17 protein-coding genes and 1 tRNA gene are annotated in these 23,104 nt (G+C 68.1%); 8 read left to right on the top strand and 10 right to left on the bottom strand.

Annotated features, from left to right (window positions below):
• Nucleotides 1–2: 2 nt before the first annotated feature.
• Complete coding sequence (locus WFH00_RS10080; RefSeq protein WP_336660706.1) at nucleotides 3–1,211, bottom strand: globin domain-containing protein; 1,209 nt, start codon at nucleotides 1,209–1,211, stop codon at nucleotides 3–5.
• A 281-nt stretch (nucleotides 1,212–1,492) separates the two neighbouring features.
• Between WFH00_RS10080 and WFH00_RS10075 the strand changes: the two genes are divergently transcribed.
• From WFH00_RS10075 to WFH00_RS10045, 7 genes are all read left to right on the top strand, one after another.
• A complete protein-coding gene (locus WFH00_RS10075) occupies nucleotides 1,493–3,130 on the top strand; it encodes a thiamine pyrophosphate-binding protein (protein WP_336660705.1) in 1,638 nt (545 codons plus the stop codon).
• A gap of 197 nt (nucleotides 3,131–3,327) precedes the next feature.
• The gene (locus tag WFH00_RS10070; RefSeq protein WP_336660704.1) at nucleotides 3,328–4,908 is read left to right on the top strand and encodes a sulfatase-like hydrolase/transferase; all 1,581 of its coding nucleotides are present in this window, start codon (nucleotides 3,328–3,330) and stop codon (nucleotides 4,906–4,908) included.
• 158 nt (nucleotides 4,909–5,066) lie between these two features.
• Nucleotides 5,067–5,966, top strand: coding sequence for a dihydrodipicolinate synthase family protein (locus tag WFH00_RS10065; protein ID WP_336660703.1), 900 nt, complete (start codon nucleotides 5,067–5,069; stop codon nucleotides 5,964–5,966).
• A 251-nt stretch (nucleotides 5,967–6,217) separates the two neighbouring features.
• The gene (locus WFH00_RS10060; protein ID WP_336660702.1) at nucleotides 6,218–7,225 is read left to right on the top strand and encodes a putative oxygenase MesX; all 1,008 of its coding nucleotides are present in this window, start codon (nucleotides 6,218–6,220) and stop codon (nucleotides 7,223–7,225) included.
• Between the two features lie 11 nt (nucleotides 7,226–7,236).
• On the top strand, nucleotides 7,237–8,271 hold the full coding sequence (locus tag WFH00_RS10055) for a methionine synthase (protein ID WP_336660701.1): 1,035 nt from the start codon (nucleotides 7,237–7,239) through the stop codon (nucleotides 8,269–8,271).
• 73 nt (nucleotides 8,272–8,344) lie between these two features.
• Entirely contained in the window at nucleotides 8,345–9,649 is a 1,305-nt protein-coding gene (locus tag WFH00_RS10050; RefSeq protein ID WP_336660700.1) for a MalY/PatB family protein, read from the top strand.
• Entirely contained in the window at nucleotides 9,646–11,106 is a 1,461-nt protein-coding gene (locus WFH00_RS10045) for an O-acetylhomoserine aminocarboxypropyltransferase/cysteine synthase family protein (protein WP_336660699.1), read from the top strand. Before WFH00_RS10050 ends, WFH00_RS10045 begins: the two co-directional genes overlap by 4 nt.
• Nucleotides 11,107–11,190: 84 nt before the next feature.
• Here WFH00_RS10045 and WFH00_RS10040 read toward each other — a convergent pair.
• The 4 genes from WFH00_RS10040 to WFH00_RS10025 form a co-directional block, all read right to left on the bottom strand.
• Nucleotides 11,191–11,264, bottom strand: a tRNA-Pro gene (locus WFH00_RS10040).
• 178 nt (nucleotides 11,265–11,442) lie between these two features.
• Nucleotides 11,443–12,078, bottom strand: coding sequence for a CG0192-related protein (locus WFH00_RS10035; protein ID WP_336660698.1), 636 nt, complete (start codon nucleotides 12,076–12,078; stop codon nucleotides 11,443–11,445).
• A gap of 96 nt (nucleotides 12,079–12,174) precedes the next feature.
• Nucleotides 12,175–14,079 carry a translational GTPase TypA gene (typA, locus tag WFH00_RS10030; protein WP_336660697.1) on the bottom strand — a complete coding sequence of 635 codons (1,905 nt, stop codon included), beginning with the start codon at nucleotides 14,077–14,079 and terminating at the stop codon, nucleotides 12,175–12,177.
• 387 nt (nucleotides 14,080–14,466) lie between these two features.
• The gene (locus tag WFH00_RS10025) at nucleotides 14,467–15,078 is read right to left on the bottom strand and encodes a TetR/AcrR family transcriptional regulator (RefSeq protein WP_336660696.1); all 612 of its coding nucleotides are present in this window, start codon (nucleotides 15,076–15,078) and stop codon (nucleotides 14,467–14,469) included.
• Between the two features lie 135 nt (nucleotides 15,079–15,213).
• Here WFH00_RS10025 and WFH00_RS10020 point away from each other — a divergent pair, with 135 nt between their 5' ends.
• Nucleotides 15,214–15,969 carry an SDR family NAD(P)-dependent oxidoreductase gene (locus WFH00_RS10020; RefSeq protein WP_336660695.1) on the top strand — a complete coding sequence of 252 codons (756 nt, stop codon included), beginning with the start codon at nucleotides 15,214–15,216 and terminating at the stop codon, nucleotides 15,967–15,969.
• 191 nt (nucleotides 15,970–16,160) lie between these two features.
• On the opposite strand, the gene hutI is transcribed toward WFH00_RS10020, so the two are convergent.
• The 5 genes from hutI to WFH00_RS09995 form a co-directional block, all read right to left on the bottom strand.
• Nucleotides 16,161–17,384, bottom strand: a complete 1,224-nt coding sequence (hutI, locus tag WFH00_RS10015) for an imidazolonepropionase (RefSeq protein WP_336660694.1) — start codon at nucleotides 17,382–17,384, stop codon at nucleotides 16,161–16,163.
• 4 nt (nucleotides 17,385–17,388) lie between these two features.
• On the bottom strand, nucleotides 17,389–19,131 hold the full coding sequence (gene hutU / locus WFH00_RS10010) for a urocanate hydratase (protein ID WP_336660693.1): 1,743 nt from the start codon (nucleotides 19,129–19,131) through the stop codon (nucleotides 17,389–17,391).
• Nucleotides 19,132–19,377: 246 nt separating this feature from the next.
• A complete protein-coding gene (locus tag WFH00_RS10005) occupies nucleotides 19,378–21,075 on the bottom strand; it encodes an ABC transporter ATP-binding protein (RefSeq protein ID WP_336660692.1) in 1,698 nt (565 codons plus the stop codon).
• Nucleotides 21,072–22,031, bottom strand: coding sequence for an ABC transporter permease (locus WFH00_RS10000; protein WP_336660691.1), 960 nt, complete (start codon nucleotides 22,029–22,031; stop codon nucleotides 21,072–21,074). Before WFH00_RS10000 ends, WFH00_RS10005 begins: the two co-directional genes overlap by 4 nt.
• Nucleotides 22,024–22,950: an ABC transporter permease gene (locus WFH00_RS09995; RefSeq protein WP_336660690.1), complete on the bottom strand. Its 927-nt coding sequence runs from the start codon at nucleotides 22,948–22,950 to the stop codon at nucleotides 22,024–22,026. The genes WFH00_RS10000 and WFH00_RS09995 overlap by 8 nt, the downstream gene beginning before the upstream one ends.
• Between the last annotated feature and the right edge of the window lie 154 nt (nucleotides 22,951–23,104).

Raw genomic sequence — 23,104 nt, 5'->3', positions numbered from 1 at the left:
CCTTACGCCGGGTTCTGCGCCCACAGGTCAGGCCCGAAGACCTCGTAGTGAATGTTGTCCGCCGGCACGCCCTTGCCGATCAACGACTTGCGCGCCATCTGCATGAACGGCAGCGGGCCGCACATGAAGACCTCCGCCTCGGTGGGCACCTCGACGCCAGAAAGGTCCATGAACCCGCTCATCGCCGGGTGCAGCGTGGGTGCGGATTCGGCGGCGTCCTCGTACCAGTTCTGAGCGCGGGCGTCGCGCATCGCGACGACCTGTCGCCGCAGACCGCCGTAGAGCGCGTGGTGCGCGTGCGACTTGTCGGCGTGGAAGAGGCGCACGGTGCGATCCGGCTGGCGGCGGGAGAGATCCTCCATGATGGCGGCAACCGGCGTGATGCCGATTCCCGCCGAGACGAGCACGAGCGGGGCATCGGAGTCGTCGAGCACGACGTCGCCCGCGGGCTGGGAGACGTCGAGGATGGTGCCCGGCTGCGCGTGCTCGTGGAGCCAACCCGAAACCTGCCCGTCGGGGGCGCCGCCGACTCCGCGCACCCGCTTGATGGTGACGCGGAGGGAGTCTCCGCGCGGGCCCGAGGAGATCGTGTACTGGCGCGGCTGGCGGTGCCCATCGGGGAGGTCGACCGCGATCGCGACGTACTGCCCGGTGCGGTGCGCGGGCACTTCCCCCTCGATCGGCGCGAGCAGCAGCGAGAACACCTCATCCGACTCCTCGAAGCGCTTCGCGACGCGGTACTTCCGCCACGGCTGTTCGGGATCGGTGCCCCCGAGCGCATAGAGCTTCGCTTCCTCGGCGATCAGCGAGGTCGCGAAGAGCCAGTACACCTCGTCCCACGCCGCGGCGATCTCGGGGGTGACGGCGTCCCCGAGCACCGTGCCCACGGCCTTCAACAGGTGGTGACCGACGATGGTGTACTCGCGCGCCTTGATACCCAGGGAGACGTGCTTGTGCGCGATCCGCTGCATGACCGGCGTGAAGTCGGGGGCGTCCGGGTCGATGAGCTGCACGGCGAAGGCGACCACGGATGCGGCGAGCGCCTTCGGCTGCTCCCCGACCGCCTGGTTCGCGGCGTTGAAGACGTTCAGCAGCTCGGGGTGCGCCTCGAACATGTCGGCGTAGAAGGTACGAGTGATCTCGTCAGCGTGTTCGGCGACGACTCCGGCCGTGGCCGCGACGACCGCTGTGGACTCGGGTGACAGTTGCATGGACAGTGCCTCCAGTGGGATCGGGGTGCGCGATGCGCGCACCCCGATCCTCCGCCGAAGGGCCGCCCCGCCGCCCTCGTTTCCACCGTGTTTATTCGACCTGCCCCGCTTCGCGTCAGAGTTCTCCGGCGTGCGGGGAACCCCATGCGCGCATCGGCGCCACACAGCCACTCAGGCCTTCCCCACTCGCATGTCGAGACGATTCACGCCACTCTAGAGTGGGCGGTAGCGCGGTGCCGCGAGCATTTCGAGCATTTCGAGTAATGGAGTCTAGGCGCAGCATGAAGGTTTTTGAGAAGGTCGCAGAGGCCCTGACGAGTCTCGGCATCACGAACGTCTTCGGCGTCATCGGAAGCGGCAACTACGAAGTCACGCGCTCCCTCATCGAGCGAGGTGCACACTTCGTGGCGGCTCGGCACGAGGGTGGCGCGATGTCGATGGCTGACGCGTTCGCGCGCGTCGGGTCGTCAGTGCCTGCCGTGTCGGTGCATCAGGGATGCGGCCTGACTAATACGATCACGGGCCTGACGGAGGCCGCCAAGTCGGGCTCCCCCATCGTCGTCCTCACTGCGGAAGCCGAAACCGCGTCGCTTCATTCGAATTTCAGAATCGAGCAGGACCGTCTCGTCGAGGCTGTGGGCGCTCGCAGCATTCGCATCACGCGTGTTTCCGCGGTCAGAGACATTCATCTGGCATTCCGGATCGCGGTAACCGAGCGCGTTCCCGTCGTGGTGCACCTCCCGCTCGACGTGCAGAACGCCGATTCCGACGAGGAGTTCGTCGGCGATGTCCCCGAACTTCCTGCTCCTCCGGCTCCAAGCGCCGCGACGGTCGAGACTCTTGCTGGCTTCATTGAAGCGGCCGAGCGCCCGGTCATCATCGCGGGCCGGGGAGCACGCGAAGCAGGCGGAGAGCTGCGAGAACTCGCGGAGGCCGCCGGAGCCCTGCTCGCGACCTCGGCAGTGGCGCGCGGGCTGTTCGCACGCGATCCTTTCTCGCTCGACATCTCGGGCGGTTTCAGCACGCCGCTGGCCGCCGACACCATCCAACGGGCCGACCTCATCATCTCCTTCGGCTCCGCCCTGAACATGTGGACCATGCGTCACGGTTCGCTCATCGGCGAGGGCGCCCGCGTCGTGCAGGTCGATGTCGATCCGCTCGCCCCGGGGCGTCACCGCCCCGCCGATCTCGGCATCATCGGTGACTCTGCGGAAACAGCACTCGCCATCACGGGGGCGCTGCAGGCTCGAGGAGTGAGCGGTGAGCGTTACCGCACCAATGAAATGCGGGCTGCGATTGCGGCAGCGGGCACCTGGAAGCAGGTGCCGTATGAGGATCTCAGCGATGGCGAGCGAATCGACCCGCGCACGCTCACCATCGCTCTCAATGGCATGCTCGACGAAGACCGCGTGATCGCTGTCGATTCGGGCAATTTCCTCGGCTACCCGAGCGCCTTCCTCGACCTCCCCGATGAGAACGGGCTCGTGTTCAGCCAGGCGTTCCAGTGCGTGGGCCTCGGCCTCGCGAGCGCCATCGGGGCCTCCTTTGCCCAGCCGGACCGTTTGACCATATGCGGCACCGGAGACGGCGGCGCACTCATGGGCGCGACCGAGCTCGAGTCCGTCGTTCGTCTCGGCATCCCGATGGTGGTCATCGTGTACAACGACGCCGCGTATGGAGCCGAGCTGCATCATTTCGGCAAGACCGACCACGATCTCGGGTTCATCACTTTCCCCGACACCGATTTCGCTGCGATCGCGCGCGGTTACGGGTTCAACGGCGTGACGGTGCGGTCGGCCGCGGATCTCGCACCGGTGCAGGAGTGGCTCGCCGGTCCCCGCGACACTCCCCTGCTCATCGACGCGAAGATCATTCGCACGACGTCGTGGTGGTTGGCTGAAGCATTCAAGGCGCACTAGCTCGCGCCCTCGCTCCGGCCCCGCGGTGAGTGAATTGGCACCGGCACGGGCGACATGGGGCGTGGCGCGGGCGCCACCCCGAGCAGGCATAGCCGAGTTCCCCACACATAGCACTCCCCTTGCCCGTCGCGCCCGCCCCAAGGGAAACTGCGGCAGGTGCGTCGTAAGCTGAGTCGAGGTATGGGTGGGAGGATCGCATGAAGACACCCCCTCCCGGCTCGTCCGAGGCCGCCGCCGCTCCCCCACAGCGCGCCTCGCACAGGATCCGCTCGCTCCGTCGCGCAGGACGAGCGCTCACCTGGTTCCTCGTCTGGGCGAGCCTGACGCTCCTCATCACAGGTATCGGCATCCGCCTGCTGTTCGGGACCGTCACGGTCGATCAGATGCTCCTCAACCTCGTCGCTATACAGACGGACGGCGGCGGCGGATCCGCCCTCCTGTTGCTGGCGATCGTCTGCATCGCGGTGCTGCCGCTAGCCCTCACCCTTGCGGTCGCGCGACTCCGCGCCCGCCGCCTGCAGAAGCTGCGCTATTCTCGCCGACTCACCCATCGCACGAGGCACGGCGCTCGCCTCGTGTCGATCCTGCTCGCTGCAGGAGTGATAGTGATGGGCACCACGGCGTTCAGAACCACCGTGAAGCTCGATGACTTTCTCGCCGCGAATCAGTCCACCGCCGACATCGGTGACTACTACACGGCCCCCGTCGTCACGGACGACACTCACAAGCGCAACATCGTCATCATCTATCTCGAGTCGGGCGAGGCGACGCTCGCGAATGACACGCTCTTCGAGAAGGACATGCTCGCGCCCATCGCGGGAGCCACGGAGGGCTGGCAGAGTATCGAGAACTACCGCCAGTACGCGGGCGGTGGATGGACGATGGCGGGCATCGTGTCAACGCAATGCGGCATCCCGTTGAAGGGCAAGATCACGGCCTCGGGAGGCGAGATCGTGCATGAGCTGATGAGCGGTCTCGACGCGTATCTCCCCAACGAAACCTGCCTCGGCGATGTGCTCGCTGAGCACGGCTACCGCAGCGTCTTCATGGGTGGCGCGAACCCCGGCTTCGCCGCGAAGGATCAGTTCCTTTCCGACCACGGATACGCCGAGGAGTACGGACTCGAGGACTGGCGCGCAGCGGGCGAGCCGGACTCGGAGATCCGCCCCGACTGGGGACTCAGCGATGCACGGCTCATGGTGCACGCGGAGCAGAAGGTCACCGAGCTCCATGAGGATGCCGAGGCGAGCGGCAGGCCGTTCAACCTCTCGCTGCTGACGCTCGACACCCACGAACCGGCGCACGTCTACGACAGCTGCGACGTGGACACCGACGAAGAGATGACGTCCATCTACGTCTGCTCGATGGAGGCCGTCGCGGGGTTCATGCGGTTCATGGAGGATCAGGGCTACCTCGAAGACACCGCCGTCGTCGTGATGGGTGACCATTTGAAGCAGCTCGGCACGCGTGGCGCGTTCCACGACGAGCTCATCGGGCGCAGCGATCGAACCATCTTCAATCGGGTGTGGATCCCCAAGTCTGCGAAGCACCCGCGCTCCGAGGGCGAACTGCGGTCTGGATCTGATCAGCTCAGCATGTATCCGACGCTTCTTGAGGCCGCAGGGCTGAAGATCCGCGACGGTGAGGCGGGGCTCGGCGTCTCCGCCTTCACGACGGACATACCCGCCGACTCGGCGCTTTCGCTCAGCGCTGCCGACTACGAGGCCCTCCTCAAGGCCCGCTCGGACGACTTCTTCGCGCGCGCCTGGGGCGACTAGCGCCCCCTCTGCCGCACGTGGGGGCGACTAGCGCCCCTCTGCCGCGCCGAGATCGACCCCCAACACCGAGATTGACTTCGAAAACGCACGAACGGGAGTCGATCTCACGGACCGGAGTCGATCTCACTCTCGCATTCCGCGCTACTAGGCTCACAGCCATGACCGCATTCACCGGGCTCAGTGCCTTCCCGCTCACTCCGCTCCGCGATGACGCGGTCGACGAGGCCGCCTTCGTCGGTCTCATCGAGCGGCTGGCGGACGCACGCGTCGATTCGATCACCGCGCTCGGGTCGACCGGTTCCTACGCCTACCTCTCACCGGAGGAACGGGGCCGTGTGGCGCGACTCGCGGTGGAGCACGCCCGATCCACACCCGTGCTCGTCGGGGTCGGAGGGCTCCGCACCTCGCACGTGCTCGCCCACATCGACAGCGCGAGCGAGGCGGGCGCGGCCGGCGTGCTGCTCGCTCCGATGACGTACCAGGCGCTCACCGCGGGCGACGTGTTCGAGCTCTACCGCACCGCTACCGAGCACACCGATTTGCCCGTCGTCGTCTACGACAATCCGGGCACGACGCACTTCACGTTCACCACCGAGCTCTACGCACGCATCGCGGAGCTCCCGGGCATCGCGTCCATCAAGATTCCCGGCACCCCGGGCTCCAGGCACGAGGTCGCCGCGCGCGTCGAGGGGATTCGCGCGGTGATTCCGAGCCACGTCACCATCGGTATCTCCGGTGATGCGTTCGCGGCGACCGGCCTGGGCGCCGGGTGCGACGCCTGGTACTCGGTCATCGGCGGCACGCTTCCCGCTCCCGCGCTCGAGATCACCCGCGCGGCACAGCAGGACCGGGCCGACGAGGCACAAACGGCGGCGGATCGGCTGCAGCCGCTGTGGGATCTGTTTGCCGATTTCGGCGGCAGCCTTCGGGTCACTGCGGCGATCGCCGAGCACCTGGGGCTCGCACCGTTCCGCTCGCTGCCGCTGCCCATCCAAGGTCTCGATCGCGAGCAGCGGGCCCGTGTGGCAGAGGTCGTGGATCGGCTCGGCCTCACCTGAGTCGGCGCCCGCCGATGGCTCGGCGCCGCGCGCGACCGGAGTCGGTTTCCGGGCGTCGCACACTCGCGTTTCGGTCGCCCCGATTACGTCACGTTGCAGCCCGGATGGCTGTGCGCGAGAGCTCGTACCTACACTGGCACTCGAGCTTGGAAATCGAAGTTCCAGGCCAGGAGCAGCCTGTTCCTAGAACGGCGCGAGGGTCCCGACGGACGACCCCGGCATGTAAACGAAAGCGTGACGACATCATCACTATGGACACTGACTGTCAGTTCAGCATCAGCACGACTCGCTTCGACGAGCACTACGCTCCGTCGTCGACCTCGCGCACGACGACGAACTTCGCGAACCTGGCTCGCGGCGTGAACCGCCAGGACAACCTGCGCAATGCGATGCAGATGATCGATCGCCGCTTCAATGACCTCGTGCACTGGGACAACCCCGCCCGCGACCGCTACCGTCTCGAGCTCGACATTGTGTCCGTTGAACTCAGCATTGATGCGGGCACGGAGTCGGAGGCCGCCGAGTTCCCGATCATCGAGGTGCTCGATGTGGCCATCGTCGACCAGCACACGGGCTCTCGCATCGACGGCATCGTCGGCAACAACTTCTCGTCGTACATTCGCGACTACGACTTCAGCGTGCGGCTGCGGCAGCACGCCGAAGAGCACCCGGGTGAGCCCCTGCCTGAAGACTTCGGCCGCTTGCACGGGCGCGTCTTCGAGCTCTTCCTCGATTCTCCGGCGTACCGCGAGTGCTTCGCGCAGCTGCCCGTCATCTGCATCAGTGTCTCGACATCGCGCACGTACCAGCGGCTGACCAACGAGCACCCGATCCTTGGCGTCGAGTACGCGCCGGAAGACGGCTCGTCGTTGACCGATACGTACTTCGGCAGCATGGGCCTGCAGGTGCGCTACTTCATGCCACCGGGGGCCGTCGCGCCGCTGGCGTTCTACTACCGGGGGGATCTGCTGGGCGACTACACGCCGCTCGCGCTTGCCGCCACCGTTGCAACGATGGAGTCGTTCCAAAAGATCTATCGGCCGGAGATCTACAACGCCAACTCGGCGGCGGGCGAGATCTACCGACCGAACCTCGAGCACGGCGACTACTCCCCCACTCGCGTGACCTACGACCGTGTTGAGCGCAGTCAGCTCGCCGTGCAGCAGGGACGCTTCACCGAGGAGCACCTCATGCGGCCCTACGGCGATGTTCTCGAGCGATGGGCCGCTCAGCACTCCGACCGACTGATCGACGCGTAAGGATTCCGAGCATGACCGCACCCCTCCTCCCTACCGCACTGGTTGGCAGCCTGCCGAAGCCGTCCTGGCTTTCCGAGCCCGAGACGCTCTGGTCCCCGTGGCGCCTGGACGGCGATGATCTCGCCGAGGGCAAGCTGGACGCGCTGGCCCTCGCTGCCGACGACCAGCGCGCCGCCGGCATCGACATCATCAGTGACGGCGAGCAGACCCGCCAGCACTTCGTCACGACGTTCATCGAGCACCTCGGCGGCGTCGACTTCGAGCACCGCGAGACCGTGCGCATCCGCAACCGCTACGACGCGAGCGTGCCGACGGTCGTCGGCGCGGTCACGCGCGAGCGACCCGTCTTCGCGGATGACGCGCGACGACTGCGCGAGCGCACGGACCGCCCGATCAAGTGGGCGCTGCCCGGGCCGATGACGATGATCGACACGCTCGCCGATAAGCACTACCGCAGCCGTGAGAAGCTCGCATGGGAGTTCGCGACGATCCTCAATCAGGAGGCTCGCGATCTCGAGGCCGCGGGCGTCGACATCATCCAGTTCGACGAGCCGGCCTTCAACGTGTTCTTCGACGAGCTCAAGGACTGGGGCGTGGCCGCGCTCGAGCGCGCCGCCGAGGGGCTCCGCGCGGAGACAGCCGTGCATATCTGTTACGGCTACGGGATCAAGGCGAATAACGACTGGAAGCTCACCCTCGGTGACGAGTGGCGCCAGTACGAGGAGTCGTTCCCGCTGCTGCAGCAGTCGTCGCTCGACATCGTCTCGCTCGAGCGTCACAACTCGCGCGTGCCCGTGGAAGTCGTCGAGCTGCTGCGCGGCAAGAAGGTGATGCTCGGAGCGATCGACGTCGCGACCGACGAGGTCGAGAGCCCCGAGTCGGTCGCCGCGACGCTGCGCGGCGCCCTCCCCTACGTCGACGCCGACAAGCTGATCCCCAGCACCAACTGCGGAATGGCGCCCCTCGGCCGACGCGTGGCTCGCGACAAGATGGCCGCCCTCGCGGAGGGCACCGCACTGCTGCGCTCCGAGCTCTCCGCGAGCTGAGGCGCGCCAGCGCGCATCCGGACGGACGCGGCAGCGATGCCGCGGCACACCATCGCGATGACGGGATCAGAACATGCACACCGCAGTCCCACAGGCTTCAAAGGCCGACGACGCTGGGCCAGCTGCCTCGTCGGGCGCTGGCAACGGCCACGGAGACGGCAACCGCAACGCGACCGCTACCACCGACCCGGGAGGGGTGCCGTTCGCGGCCCTCACTCCCGAGGCGCTGCGCCGCGAGCGCACGAGCATCAAATGGACCCGGTACCCGGACGACGTGCTGCCGCTCTTCGTCGCCGAGATGGACTACGCGATTGCTCCCGAGGTGCAGCAGGCGATCATCGAGCGCGTGCGCGCCTCGGACACGGGCTACCTCGACGGGCCCGGTCCGCTGGCGCCCGCCTTCGCGGGATTTGCCCGGGATCGCTGGGGGTGGGAGGTCGACCCGGCACACGTGCATCTCTGCACGGACGTCAGCGTCGGCATCGTGGAGACGCTGCGCCTCGCGCTGCCGGATGGCGGACGTGTCGCGATCACGACTCCCGTGTACCCGTCGTTCTTCGAGATGCTCGAGGAATTGCCCGTGGAGGTCGTCGAGATCCCCCTCGCCACCGACCCGACGGCGGGCCCACGCCTCGACCTCGACGCCCTCGCAGAGGCGTTCGGATCCGCCGCCGGCATCGATGCGCTGCTGCTCTGCAATCCGCACAACCCGCACGGGCTCCTGCACAGCGAAGCCGATCTCACCGAGCTCGCCCGCCTCGCGTCCGCGCACGACGTGTTCGTCGTCTCGGACGAGATTCACGCTCCCCTGACCCACCGCGGCAGGTCGTTCGTTCCCTTCGCCCCCATTGCCGCGAGTGCCGGAGTAGCTTCGGTTACGGTCACCTCGGCGAGCAAGGGGTGGAACCTCGCGGGCACGAAGTGCGCCATGGTGATCGCGGCGAGCGCCGAGGACGACACGCTCCTGCGTCGACTTCCCCCCGAAGTCGCCTGCCGCGCGAGCATCCTCGGCCTGCACGCGAACGTCGCCGCGTTCAGCAGGGCGCGCGACTGGCTCGACGAGGCGATCCGCCGCATCGAGGAGAACGTGAACCTGCTCAAGGACCTCGTCGCGTCGCAGCTGCCGGGCGTGCGCTTCGTGCCGCCCGAGGCCGGATACCTCGCGTGGCTCGACTTCGGCGCCACCCGCATCGCCGACGACCCCCACGCCGCGATCCTGCGCGAGGCCTGCGTCGCGCTCGGCGACGGCCGTACCTTCGGGCGCGGCGGCCGCGGCCACGTGCGCGTCAACCTCGCGTGCCCTCCCCAGACCGTGCGCGACGCAATAGCGCGCATCGCACCCATCACACATCCCGATGACGCAGAGGAGACTTCATGAGCGCCGCCGCTCCGGTCACCGAGTGGACCGACTTCGGATTCGATACCCGCCAGGTGCACGCCGGCGAGTTCAGCGACCTCAACGCAGGGCTCCGCGTGCCCGCGATCGCGATGTCGGCCGGGTTCGTGTTCGACGACTTCGACGACCAGGCAGCGCGCTTCTCCGGGCAGTCAGTGTGGAATGCCGGGGCGAACGCCGTGCTCAGCGAGGTCGACGCGTTCACCGGCTCAGCGCCGGCGCCGATTTACGCTCGCCAGGGCAACCCGACGAACGCCGTCGCCGAGGCCCGTCTGGCGTCGCTCGAGGGCGGCACGTCCGCGGTGGCCGTGTCGAGTGGCCAGGCGGCGATCTCGTCGGCGCTGTTCGCGCTCGCTCAGTCCGGCGATCACATCGTCTCGGCTGCGTCGATCTACGGCGGCACCCGCATTCTCTTCGGCCGTAGCTTCAAGCGCTTCGGTATCGACGTCGACTACGTCTGGGACACCACGGATGACGCAGCGTGGGATCGCGCCATTCGCCCGAACACGAAGGCGATCTTCGCTGAGTCGATCCCGAATCCCTGCAACGACGTCACCGACCTCGCGCATCTCGCCAGGGTCGCCGCTCGCCACCAACTACCGCTCGTCGTCGATAACACGGTCGGCACCCCTGCGCTGATTCGGCCGTTCGAGCACGGCGCGAGCATCGTCGTGCACTCGACCACGAAATTCCTCACCGGCCACGGCGCGGCCGTCGGCGGGGCGATCGTCGACGGCGGCCGCTTCGACTGGGAGGCGGCCGAGCGCGCCGGGCGGTCGTACCCGCTGATCACGCGCGCCCCGCGGCCGGGGGCCGCCTCGATGCTGGATCGCTTCGGTGCCACCGCCTACGCGCGCACGGCCCGTGAGGCCGTCGTGAACGATATCGGCCCGTCGCTGTCGCCGTTCAACGGGTTCTTGCTGCACCAGGGCATGGAGACGCTGTCGCTGCGCATAGACCGTCATGTCGCGTCGTCGCAGCGCATCGCGGCATGGTTGGCGGATCAGCCCGAGGTCGAATCCGTCGACTACTCCGGCCTTCCCGGTCATCCGCTCTACGAGCTCGCTGCACGCGATTACGGCACGGGTAGCGACGGCATCGCACGCACCGGATCGGTCTTCGGGGTCACCGTGCGCGGAGGGGCGGCGGGGGCGCGTGCGTGTGTCGACGCGCTGCGCGTGTTCTCGCGCATGACCGGGATCGGGGACACTCGTTCGATGGTGATCCACCCGCTCACGACGACGCACGCGACGTTCTCCCCCGACGTCAACGAGCGCCTCGGCATCACGCCCGGCCTCCTGCGACTCTCCGTGGGCCTCGAGACCCCGGACGACCTGATCCAGGATCTTCGCGCCGCGCTCGACGCGGTGCGCGCGCTCCCCCGCGATTGCGCGTCCGGGGGCACGTCACCGCTTCGCGCGGTCGTGTCCCCATCGTGACCAACGAGCTGTCTCAGACACCCCGAGAACTACGAAACCCCCGGAAGTTCCGCATCATTTCAACGGAGTTCCGGGGGTTCTGAGTCGGGATGACAGGATTTGAACCTGCGACCCCGTCGTCCCGAACGACGTGCGCTACCAAGCTGCGCCACATCCCGATTGCGTTTTTCACGCAAGGAATACTCTAGCGGGTTGCGACCCAATCGCGAAAACGGGGACCGCCCGGCCGTGTCGAGCGCGGAGCGCGAGACCCGATCCGCCGCCCCGCGAGCGAACCACCGAACCAGAGCACGCGGCCACAGCGAAGCGAGCAATCAGACGCGAGCGCGCCCGCCCCTACACCCGCAGCGACGCGAGCAGCGCGCCCACCGCGCCCGGCCACTCTCCGCGCAGCGACAGCGTGCCCGCGGGGTCCTCGCCGGCGTCCACGGCAACGACCCGGTGCACGGCGAGCAGCGCAAACTCGGTCTCCGCAATCGTCGCGCTCCCCTCAGTCAGCACGCGCACGGCGGCGAGCTCGGGCACCGGCGCATCGCCGTCACCGCTCCCACGCACATGGACCGAAGGATCTCGCTCCGCCTGATTCCCCTCTGCGTCCTCCGTGAACTCGCGACTGCCCGCCTCGCCGTGCAGCACGGCGCCCGCGAGCACAGCGCGGAACACCGGATCACCCACCGCGTCATACGCCCAGCGCGTGCCGAGCACGCCGTGCTCCATGGTGCCGACCTCGAACTCCTCGCCGCCCTCGAGCGGTGCTCCCCGGTAGCTCAGCGGCACGTGATAGACCGTCTCGTCTCCGGCCCTGAACACGTGCCCCTCGAGGCCAACCTCGCCCTCGGGGTCGTCGAAGCGGTACGCCCCGATCGGCGCGAGAGCGGTGGCGTCGCCCGTAAACCACGGCTGCTTCGGCAACCACGCGGCGAGCAGTTCGTACTTCGAGGGGCTCAGGGTCGTGCGGTGAATGATTGACATGTGCCGATCCTACGCTCGCTGCTGCGAAGCCTCCGAGCAACGCAACACACCCCGGCCCGCGCCGAGCGCGGACCGGGGTGTGCAGCAGAACCCGAGTTACTTCTGGTTCTTCAGGCGCGATGCCGAGCGCGCGCGCAGTGACGCGTCGAGCTCGACCTTGCGGATGCGCACGACCTCGGGGGTCACCTCGACGCACTCGTCCTCGCGGGCGAACTCGAGGCACTCCTCGAGCGTGAGCTTGCGGGGCGGCGTCATCGCTTCGAAGGAGTCAGCCGACGCCGAACGCATGTTCGTGAGCTTCTTCTCCTTGGTGATGTTCACGTCCATGTCCTCGGAACGCGAGTTCTCACCGATGACCATGCCCTCGTAGACCTCTTCGGTCGGCTGCACGAAGAAACTCATGCGCTCCTGCAGGTTGATGATCGCGAACGGCGTCACCACACCCGAGCGGTCCGAGACGATCGAGCCGTTGTTGCGCGTGGTGATGGTGCCGGCCCACTCGCCGTAGCCGTGCGAGATCGCGTTCGCGATGCCGGTGCCGCGGGTGATGGTCATAAACTCCGAGCGGAACCCGATAAGACCGCGCGACGGCACGATGAACTCCATGCGCACCCAGCCGGTACCGTTGTTCACCATGTTCTCCATGCGCCCCTTGCGAGCCGCGAGCAGCTGGGTGATCGCCCCGAGGTGCTCCTCAGGGGTGTCGACGGTCAGGTGCTCGTACGGCTCGTGCTTCTTGCCGTCGATCTCCTTGGTGACCACCTGGGGCTTGCCCACGGTGAGCTCGAAACCCTCGCGTCGCATGTTCTCGACGAGGATCGCGAGCGCGAGCTCGCCGCGTCCCTGCACCTCCCACGCGTCGGGGCGGCCCACGTCGAGCACGCGCAGCGACACGTTACCGATGAGCTCGCGGTCGAGGCGGTCCTTGATCATGCGGGCGGTGAGCTTGTGCCCCTTCACCTTGCCGACGAGCGGCGAGGTGTTCGCGCCGATCGTCATCGAGATGGCGGGCTCGTCGACGGTGATGACGGGCAGCGGGCGCACGTCCTCGGCGTCGGCGATGGTCTCACCGATGGTGATCTCCGGGATACCCGCGATCGCGACGATGTCGCCGGGGCCAGCCTTCTCTGCCGGGTAGCGGGTGAGCGCGCGGGTGAGCATGAGCTCGGTGACGCGCACGTTCTGCACGTTGCCGTCGTGGCGCACCCAAGCGACGGTCTCGCCCTTCTTGATCCAACCGTGGTGCACGCGCAGCAGCGCGATACGGCCGAGGAACGGCGACGAGTCGAGGTTCGTGACGTGCGCCTGCAGCGGGAACTCGGTGTCGTACTTCGGCGCGGGAACGCGCTCGAGGATGGTCTGGAAGAGCGGCTCGAGATCCGGGTTGTTCGGGAGCTCGCCGTCGCCAGGGCGCTCGTGCGACGCGGCGCCAGCGCGACCCGACAGGTACACGGTGGGCACGTCGAGCACGGCGTCGACGTCGATATCGGGGTGGTCCTCCGAGAGGTCAGAGGCGAGACCGAGCAGGAGATCCTGCGCCTCGCCCTCGACCTCTTCGATGCGCGCATCAGGGCGATCGGTCTTGTTGACCGCGAGGATCACGGGAAGCTTCGCCTCGAGCGCCTTGCGCAGCACGAAGCGGGTCTGCGGCAGCGGGCCCTCGGACGCGTCGACGAGCAGCACGACACCGTCGACCATCGACAGTGCGCGCTCGACCTCGCCGCCGAAGTCGGCGTGACCCGGCGTATCGACCACGTTGATGATGATGGGGCCGCCGGCCTCGTGGGCGCCCTCGTAGGTGATCGCCGTGTTCTTCGCGAGGATCGTGATGCCCTTTTCGCGCTCGAGGTCGTTCGAGTCCATGACGCGGTCGTCGACGTCGGCGTGCGCGTCGAAGGAGTTGGTCTGACGCAGCATGGCGTCGACGAGAGTAGTCTTGCCGTGGTCGACGTGGGCGACGATGGCAACGTTGCGGAGGTCTTCGCGGGTGGCGAGAGCCATAGAGGTACAGTCCTAACGAGACGAGGTTGCGTCGGCACGGCGGGATGCCGGCCACGGAGCGGGTACGCCCCGCGGTGGCGCCGAAAAACGCCGACGCACTATTTTAGCGGATCATCCCGTGAATCGGGGTGTGCACCGAAATCATCGGGCTGCAAATCGGCGGCGGATCGGCACAGTGCTCACGCCCCGCCCGTTCACCGCGGCTCCGCTCGCGACCCCCGCCCGTCGCCCGTACCCGTCCAGCGCCCGTGGCCCGTGCCCGTGGCCCGTGCCCGCCCATCAGACAGTGGAAAGCTGCTCACGCGGATCAATTCCCGGGACTTCGACCCGCACGACGCATGATCCACTGCCTGACGGACCCGAGCCCACTCGCGGCCGAGAGCCCACTCACTCCCGCGGCCACCACGCGGGCAGCAGGTGCTCGAGCATCGCGAGCGCGGTCTCGGGGTCGCCCCGGTGATCGTCCTGCAGCCACACCGCGATGAGCCCGACAACGCCGTCCGCCATGTAGCGCACCGCCACCTCCTCGACGAGGTGCGGGTCCGCGTGCGGCACCCCCGTCGGAATCGTGAGGCTCGCCTGCGCGATGAGGAGCCGCGTCGACACCTGGAAGTGCTCGCTGAGAAACGAGTGCAGCGTGGTGCCCGCCGCGGCGTCGAGGTTGCGGTAGATCGCGGCGTAACGGTCGACATGCTCGAATACCCCGCGGGTCACCTCGTGCAGCGCGGCCCCGACACGGTCGGGCTCGACGTCGCGGAGGTGCCGCTCACGCAGCGCGTCGAGTTCGACCGCGAGCGCGCCCTGCAGCACGCCGAGCGCTGACCCGCCGTGCTCGTAGACCGTCGAACGATGCACGCCGGCGCGCCGCGCCAGGTCGGTCACTGACACGGACGCAATGTCCCCCGCCGCGGCGAGGTCGAGGGCCGCAGCTTGCAGCAGCGTTCGGGTACGGCGCTGACGCGCATCGACCCGCTGCGCGTCACCCGGCTGTGCAGACATCTCTCGGTTTCCCCCTCGTGCGGATCGTAGCGGAAGAGCGTACACTGCAATATATCCGACAGATGTCGGTTAACAGGCTCGAGAGCCAGCTCACCCCGTGGCCCGCGAGCACATCTCTCACGAAGGAGCAGATTCATGGCTACATATGACGTCGCAGAGCGGTCCGCAATTGTCACGGGAGGCGGATCCGGCATCGGCCGCGCCGTCGCTCTCCTCCTCGCCGCCAACGGCGCGAAGGTGGTCGTCGCCGATCTCAAGCGGGAGTCGGCCGAGGCCGTCGTCGCCGAGATCGAGGCCGCCGGTGGCACTGCTGTCGCCCACGTCGGCGATGTGGCGGATCCGCAGGACGCCGTCGCAGCGGTCGAGGCCGCCCAGGCGCTCGCACCGCTCCGCATCGCCGTCAACAATGCGGGCATCGGCGGCGCGGCCGCACCCCTCGGCGAGTACCCGCTCGACAGCTGGCAAAAGGTGATCGAGATCAACCTCAACGCCGTCATGTACAGCATGCGCGCACAGCTCCCCCGGATGGCCGAGAACGGCGGCGGATCGATCATCAACATGGCCTCGATCCTCGGCTCCGTCGGCTTCCCGATGTCGTCGGCGTATGTTGCGGCCAAGCACGGCGTCGTCGGCGCCACCAAGAACGCGGCGCTCGAGTACGCGGCGCAGGGCGTCCGCGTGAATTCCGTCGGACCGGGCTTCATCAAGACGCCGCTCGTCGAGGCGAACATGGACGCGGAGGCGCTGAAGTTCCTCGAGGGCAAGCACGCGCTCGGTCGTCTCGGCAACTCGGAGGAGGTCGCGGCGCTCGTCGCGTTCCTCGCCTCCGACGCCGCCTCGTTCATCACGGGCAGCTACCACGTTGTCGACGGCGGTTACACGGCTCAGTAACGCGAGCCGCGGCGGCGGGCGGATCACGCGTAGCGGGCGAGCCCGTCATGCAGTGGAAAGCCCGCCACGCGGACCGATTCTCGGCGTTTCTCCCCGCACTGCCGGCTATCCACTGTTTAACGGCCGTGGCGCGCGCGGCACGCACGTGGACAATCCCGCGGGCGGCGGATCGCGAAGTCCCGACCCCGCCCTCAGACGACGCGCGCGCCGGCCCGCCACACCGCAGTAGTGAGCGGCATGCCGGGTCGATAAGCGAGGTGCGTGACCGACGGCGCGTCGAGCATTTGCACATCGGCCCGGGCGCCCGGCGCGATCACGCCGACGCGCGGCTGCCACGCTCCGCGCGGATCGACCCACCCGTCGGCCTCCATACCGAGCGCGACCGCACCACCGAGCGTCGCCGCGCGCACTGCCTCCGGCACCGTGAGCCCCATCTGCAGCACCGCGGTCGCGACGCAGAAGCCCATCGATGAGGTGTACGAGCTCCCCGGGTTGCAGTTCGAAGCGATGGCGAGCACCGCGCCGGCATCGACGAGACGCCGCGCCGGGGCCAGCGGCACGCGCGTCGACAGGTCGCATGCGGGCAGCACCGTCGCGACCGTGCCCCGTTCGGCGCCCGACCACGAGCCGGCGAGCGCCTCCACGTCCTCATCGCTCAGAAAGCCGACGTGGTCGACGCTGAGCGATCCGCTCTCGACCGCCAACCGCACCCCGGGGCCGGGCCCGAGCTGATTCCCGTGCACGCGGGTCGCAAGCCCCGCGGCCGCAGCTGCCTCGAGCACGCGCCGCGAGGCCGCCTCGTCGAAGGCGCCCGTCTCGCAGAACACGTCGACCGCGCTGACGTGCGGCGCGACGGCGGCGAGCATCTCACCGGTCACGAGCTCGAGATAGCGGTGCGGATCGGCCCCGGCCGGCACCAAGTGCGCCCCGAGAAAGGTGACCGCGTCGACGATCTCGGCCGCGATGCGCGCCGACCGCAGCTCGTCGGCGACCGTGAGTCCGTACCCGGTCTTCGTCTCGAGCGTCGTCGTTCCGCCGCGCCGCGCCTCGGCGACGTGCCGCTCGAGGTTCGCGCGCAGCTCGCCGTCGCTCGCCGCCCGCGTCGCCTCCACCGTCGTGTTGATGCCCCCTGCCGCGTAGGGCTCGCCCGACATGCGCGCCTCGAACTCCGCCGTGCGATTCCCCGCGAAGACGAGGTGCGTGTGGGAGTCCACCCAGCCGGGCAGCACCGCGCGCCCCGCCGCGTCGACGCGCTCGTCCGCGGGCGGCGCCTGCGTCGCGGGGCCGACCCACGCCACGCGATCCTGCTCGATCACGACCGCCGCGTCCCGCAACCGCCCGCCGAGCTCGCCCGTCTCGAGCGCATCGTCGTTCGTCGTCAACTCGCCGATGTTCGTAATGATGGTGGCCGTCATGCGCTCACCAGGCCTCGTCGCGGTTGCGGATCACCGGCGCCATCGGCACGCGCACCCCGCGATCGGCGGCGACGTCCACCGCCCGCTGGTACCCGGCGTCGACGTGTCGAATGACGCCCATGCCCGGGTCGTTCGTGAGCAACCGCTGGAGCTTCTCGGCGGCGAGCGCCGACCCGTCGGCGACCGACACCTGGCCGGTGTGGATCGAGCGGCCGATTCCGACGCCGCCCCCGTGGTGGATCGAGACCCACGTCGCGCCGGACGAAGCCGCCGTCAACGCATTGAGCAACGGCCAGTCGGCAATCGCATCGGAGCCGTCGGCCATCGCCTCGGTCTCGCGATACGGCGAAGCGACCGAGCCCGAGTCGAGGTGATCGCGCCCGATGACGATCGGCGCGCTCACCGCCCCCGAGGCAACGAGCTCGTTGAAGCGCACCGCGGCACGCGCGCGCTCCCCGTACCCGAGCCAGCAGATACGCGCGGGCAGGCCCTCGAACTCGACCCGCTCCTGCGCCGCGCGGATCCACCGCCGCAAATGTTCGTTCTCAGGGAAGAGCTCGAGAATCGCCTCGTCGGTCACCCGGATATCTTCGGGATCGCCCGAGAGCGCAGCCCAACGGAACGGCCCGAGCCCCTCGCAGAACAGCGGCCGAATGTACGCGGGCACGAACCCCGGAAACTCGAACGCCCGGTCGTACCCGCCCTTGCGGGCCTCGTCGCGGATCGAGTTGCCGTAGTCGAACACCTCGGCGCCCGCATCCTGAAACTCGACCATCGCGCGCACGTGCGCCGCCATCGACGCCTGCGCATCACGCGTGAACTGTTCGGGATCCGCCTCGGCGCGCTCCAGCCGCTCCTCGACCGCGTACCCGACCGGCAGGTACGACAGCGGATCATGCGCGGACGTCTGATCGGTGACGATATCGATCGTGATCTCACCGGCACGGTGGCGCCGCAGGATCTCGGGGAACACCTCCGCCGCGTTGCCCACGAGCCCGACCGACCAGCCGCGCCGCTCGTCCTTCGCGCGCTGCACTCGCGCCAGCGCTTCGTCGAGATCTTCGACGACCTCGTCGAGGTAGCGTTTCCCCGCGCGACGCTCGAGCCGCGTGCGGTCGACGTCGACGATGAGGCAGGCGCCCTCGTTGAGGGTCACGGCGAGCGGTTGCGCGCCGCCCATGCCGCCGCAGCCGCCGGTGAGCGTGATGGTGCCCGCGAGCGTCGCCTCACCATCCCCGGCCGAAGCACGCCCAGCCGCCGCGCTTCGACGCGCGGCCAGCTTGCGCCCAACGGCGGCGAACGTCTCGTACGTCCCCTGCAAGATCCCCTGCGTGCCGATGTAGATCCACGACCCCGCGGTCATCTGCCCGTACATCATGAGCCCCTCGGCCTCGAGCCGGCGGAACTCGGGCCATGTCGCCCAGTCGCCCACGAGGTTCGAGTTCGCGAGGAGCACGCGCGGCGCCCACGGGTTCGTGCGGAAGACCCCGACCGGCTTCCCCGACTGCACGAGCAGCGTCTCGTCGTCCTCGAGGTCCCGCAGGGTCTCGACGATCGCGTCGTACGCCTCCCAGCTGCGAGCCGCCCGCCCGGTGCCGCCGTAGACCACCAGATCGTCGGGGCGCTCGGCCACCTCCGGGTCGAGGTTGTTCATGAGCATGCGCATCGGCGCCTCGGTCTGCCAGCTCTTCGCTGAGAGCTCGGTGCCTCGCGGGGATCGGACGGGGCGTGCGCCGGGAAGTGCCATCGTTGGACCTTTCGTATGCAGGATCGCGGGGCGTCGGCCCCTCCTCCCATCACAGCGGGCGCGCGCCCCGCCGACAACGCAGCAGCGCCCGCCCCTGTCCGGGATTCCGGACGAGGGGCGGGCGCTGCCTGGCGCTGCGGACGCTCACGGGCGCTGCGGGAGCTGCCGGGCGCTGACGGGCCGTGGAGCCTGCCGACGAACCGTGTTCCCGCGATCCGCCGCCATTTCACCTCACCAGAACCGCAGCTACACCGTCTTCCCGAGCTCGATGTGCGCGCCAGGGATCGCGGCAAGCAGATTGCGTGTGTACTCCTCGCGCGGATTTTCGAACACCTCGTCGGTGGTCGCCTGCTCGACGATGCGCCCCTGCTGCATCACGCACACGCGATCCGCGATGAGCCGCACGACCGCGAGATCGTGCGTGATGAAGAGGTACGTCAGCCCGAGATCGCGCTGCAGCTCCGCGAGCAGGTCGAGAATCTGCGCCTGCACGAGCACGTCGAGGGCCGACACCGCCTCGTCGAGCACGAGGATGTCGGGCTTCAGAGCGAGTCCTCGCGCCACGGCGACGCGCTGACGCTGACCGCCCGAGAGCTCGTTCGGGTAGCGCGTCGCGAGCTCCCGCGGCAGCGCGACCTGGTCGAGCAGCTCGTACATGCGCGCCTTGCGGCTCGCGGCGTCGCCTACATCGTGGATCTTGAGCGGCTCGATGATCGTGTTTCCGATGTTGTGCAGCGGATCGAGCGAGCCGTAGGGATCCTGGAACACGGGCTGCAGCGTGCGTCGCAGATCGAAGAGCTCGCGCCCCGACATGCCGCGCGTCTCCTTGCCGGCGACCTTCACCGACCCGGAGGTGGGCTCCTCGAGCTGCAGCACCATCTTCGCGATGGTCGACTTGCCCGACCCGGACTCCCCCACCAGTGCCATCGTCTCGCCGCGATTCACGGTGAACGTCGCGCCCGAAACTGCGTGGAAGTCCTCGTGACCGAAGTTGCCCTTACGGATCTTGTAGACCTTGCCGAGGTCGGCGACCTCGATCATCGGCTCGTTCGTCACGATTGCCTTCGGCTCCTCGGCGATCGCCGTGAGGTCGAAGGTCTCGGTGGGCGCGGTCGGCAGCGTGGCGTCGGATCCGATGCGACGCGAGGCGAGGCTCGGCGCCGCCGAGACCAGACGCTTCGTGTACGGATGCTGCGGCCGCTCGAGAATCTCGCGGCTCGGCCCCGACTCGACGATGTTGCCCTGGTACATGACGATGAGCTTCTCCGCGCGCTCCGCGGCGAGGCCGAGGTCGTGCGTGATGAAGACGACCGCCGTGCCCATCTCGCTCGTGAGGCGCTGCAGGTGGTCGAGCACCACGCGCTGCACGGTGACGTCGAGAGCCGAGGTCGGCTCGTCAGCGATGAGCAGCTCAGGGCTCGCGGCAAGACCGATGCCGATGAGCGCGCGCTGCTTCATGCCGCCCGAGAACTGGTGCGGGTACTGCTTCATCCGCTGCGCGGCATTCTGCAGTCCGGCCTGCTCGAGCACCTCAGCGGCGCGCTCGCGAACCGCCTTCCGCCCCTTGGCGAGCCCGTTCGCGCGCACGGCCTCCTCGACCTGGAAGCCGATCGACCACACCGGGTTGAGGTTCGACATTGGGTCCTGCGGCACGAGACCGATCTCGCGCCCGCGGATGTGCTCCATGTCGCGTCGGCCCACGCCGACCAGCTCGCGTCCCCGCCACATGACGGAACCGCCGGTCACCTTGCCGGTGCCCGGGAGCAGGTTGATCACGGCGTGCATCGTGGTCGACTTACCGGATCCCGACTCGCCGACGATCGCGACCGTCTCACCGGGGTACACGTCGAAGCCCACCCCGTGGAGCACCTCGCGCCGCTGTTGCTTCGTGCCGAACTCGACCTTCAGGTCGCGGACGCTGAGAATCGGCTGCTGCTCGCTCATCGCTGCGCCCTCGCCTTCGGATCGAGCGCATCTCTAACGACCTCACCCAGCATGATGAAGCCGAGCACGGTGACCGAGAGCGCGATGGACGGGTAGATGAGCGTCTGCGGCGCAGTGCGCAGATCGGTCTGAGCCTGGGCGATGTCGTTGCCCCAGCTCATGAACTGCGCCGGTGGCAGGCCGACGCCCAGGAACGACAGCACCGCCTCGGCGACGATCGCGGCAGAGAGCGACAGCGTTGTGACGACGATCACGGGCGCGATCGCATTGGGCAGCACGTGCTTCACGAGGGTGCGGAACTGGGAGAGACCCAAGGAACGCGAGGCCATCACGAAGTCGGAGTTCTTCACGCGCAGGATCTCGGCGCGCAGGATGCGCGCCGTCACGGGCCACGAGAACGCACCGATCGCGATCGCGATCGTGAAGACGTTGCGGTGCGCGCTGAGCACGCTCATCACGACGACGGCCGCGAGGATGTAGGGAATCGAGAAGAAGATGTCGCCGATGCGCGACAGGATCGTGTCGACGATGCCGCCGAAGAAGCCTGCGAGCGCGCCCATGATCGTGCCGAGCACGAAGGTCATGAGCACGACGATCAGGCCCACGGACACCGACGTCTGGGTGCCCCAGATGATCCGCGAGTAGATGTCGCAGCCCTGCTTCTGGAAGCCGAGCACGTGCCCGGCCTCCGGGCCCGCGTTCGACTGCGCGAGATCGCACGCCCGCGGATCCACCTGGGTGAACAGGGTCGGAAACAGCGAGACGAGGATCACGATGAGGATGACGGCGGAGGAGATCCAGAACATGGGCCGTCCGCGCATATCGCGCCAGGCGTCGAGCCACAGGTTCGACTTTTTCTCGCCGACGCGCACGGCGTCGACGGGCGCCACGGGCGTCTCGTCGAACGGTGCGACGAAGTGCTCGGCTGCTGGGGTACGGGGTAGTGAATCAGGCATAGCGGATCCTCGGATCGAGTACTGCGTAGAGGAGGTCGACGACGAGGTTCACGCCGAGGTAGATGAGCACCATCACCGTCACGAACGACACGACGGTCGCGTTCTCGCCGCGGAGGATCGCCTGGTACAGCGTGTTGCCGACGCCGGGAACGTTGAAGATGCCCTCGGTGACGGTCGCGCCGACGAGCAGGATGCCGAAGTTCGCGGCGCTGTTCGTGACGGTCGGAATCAAAGAGTTCCGCAGAATGTGCGTCGGGATCACGCGGCCGCGGCTCAGGCCCTTCGCGTACGCGGTGCGCACGAAGTCCTGGTTCGCAGTCTCGATGACCGAGGAGCGGGTGAGGCGCATGCTCGTCGCGTAGAGGCTGACACCGAGCACGATCGCCGGCAGCAGCAGCTCCTGCAGCGGCGCGCCGCCGCTGACCGTGGTGCGGAACCAGTCGAGCTTGATCGTGAAGAAGAACTGACCGAGGAACGCGATCACGAAGATCGGCACGCTCATGAACGCGAGACCGATGATCAGGTTGATGTTGTCGAAGAACTTGCCCTTGCGCAGGCCGGAGAAGAGGCCGATCACGACCGCGAGCAGGAACTCGATGAGAATCGCCATGATCGCGAGCTTCGTGGTCACGGGGAAGGTGCGGGCGAGGATCTCGCTGACCGGTTGACCCGAGAAGCTCGTGCCGAAGTCACCGATCAGCAGCCCCTTCAGGTACAGGAGGTACTGCACGATGAACGGCTGATCGAGGTGGTACTGCTCGCGGAGCTGCGCAACGATCGCGGGATTCGGGGTCTTGTCGCCGAACATCGCGAGGATCGGGTCGCCCGGCATGGCAAAGACCATGAAGTAGATCAGGAAGGTGGTGCCGAGCAGGACGGGGATCACCTGCAGGATTCGGAAGAGGATGTATCTCAGCATGAGATCGCTCGCTCCTCCCTCGTGTCGGTCTGGAACATGGAAAGTCTTTCGCGTTGGTGGTGCGGCGCACGCCGGGATACTTTGGGCGTGCAGAGTGCCGGCGTCGCGGACACGCCGGCGGTGCTGGAGCGCGCGGGATACAGAAGTTCCCGCG

Source organism: Leucobacter sp. USHLN153 (genome assembly GCF_037145615.1).
Lineage (GTDB): Bacteria > Actinomycetota > Actinomycetes > Actinomycetales > Microbacteriaceae > Leucobacter.
Note: the sequence above shows the minus strand (reverse complement) of the source record. Positions and strands in the feature narration are given on the sequence as shown.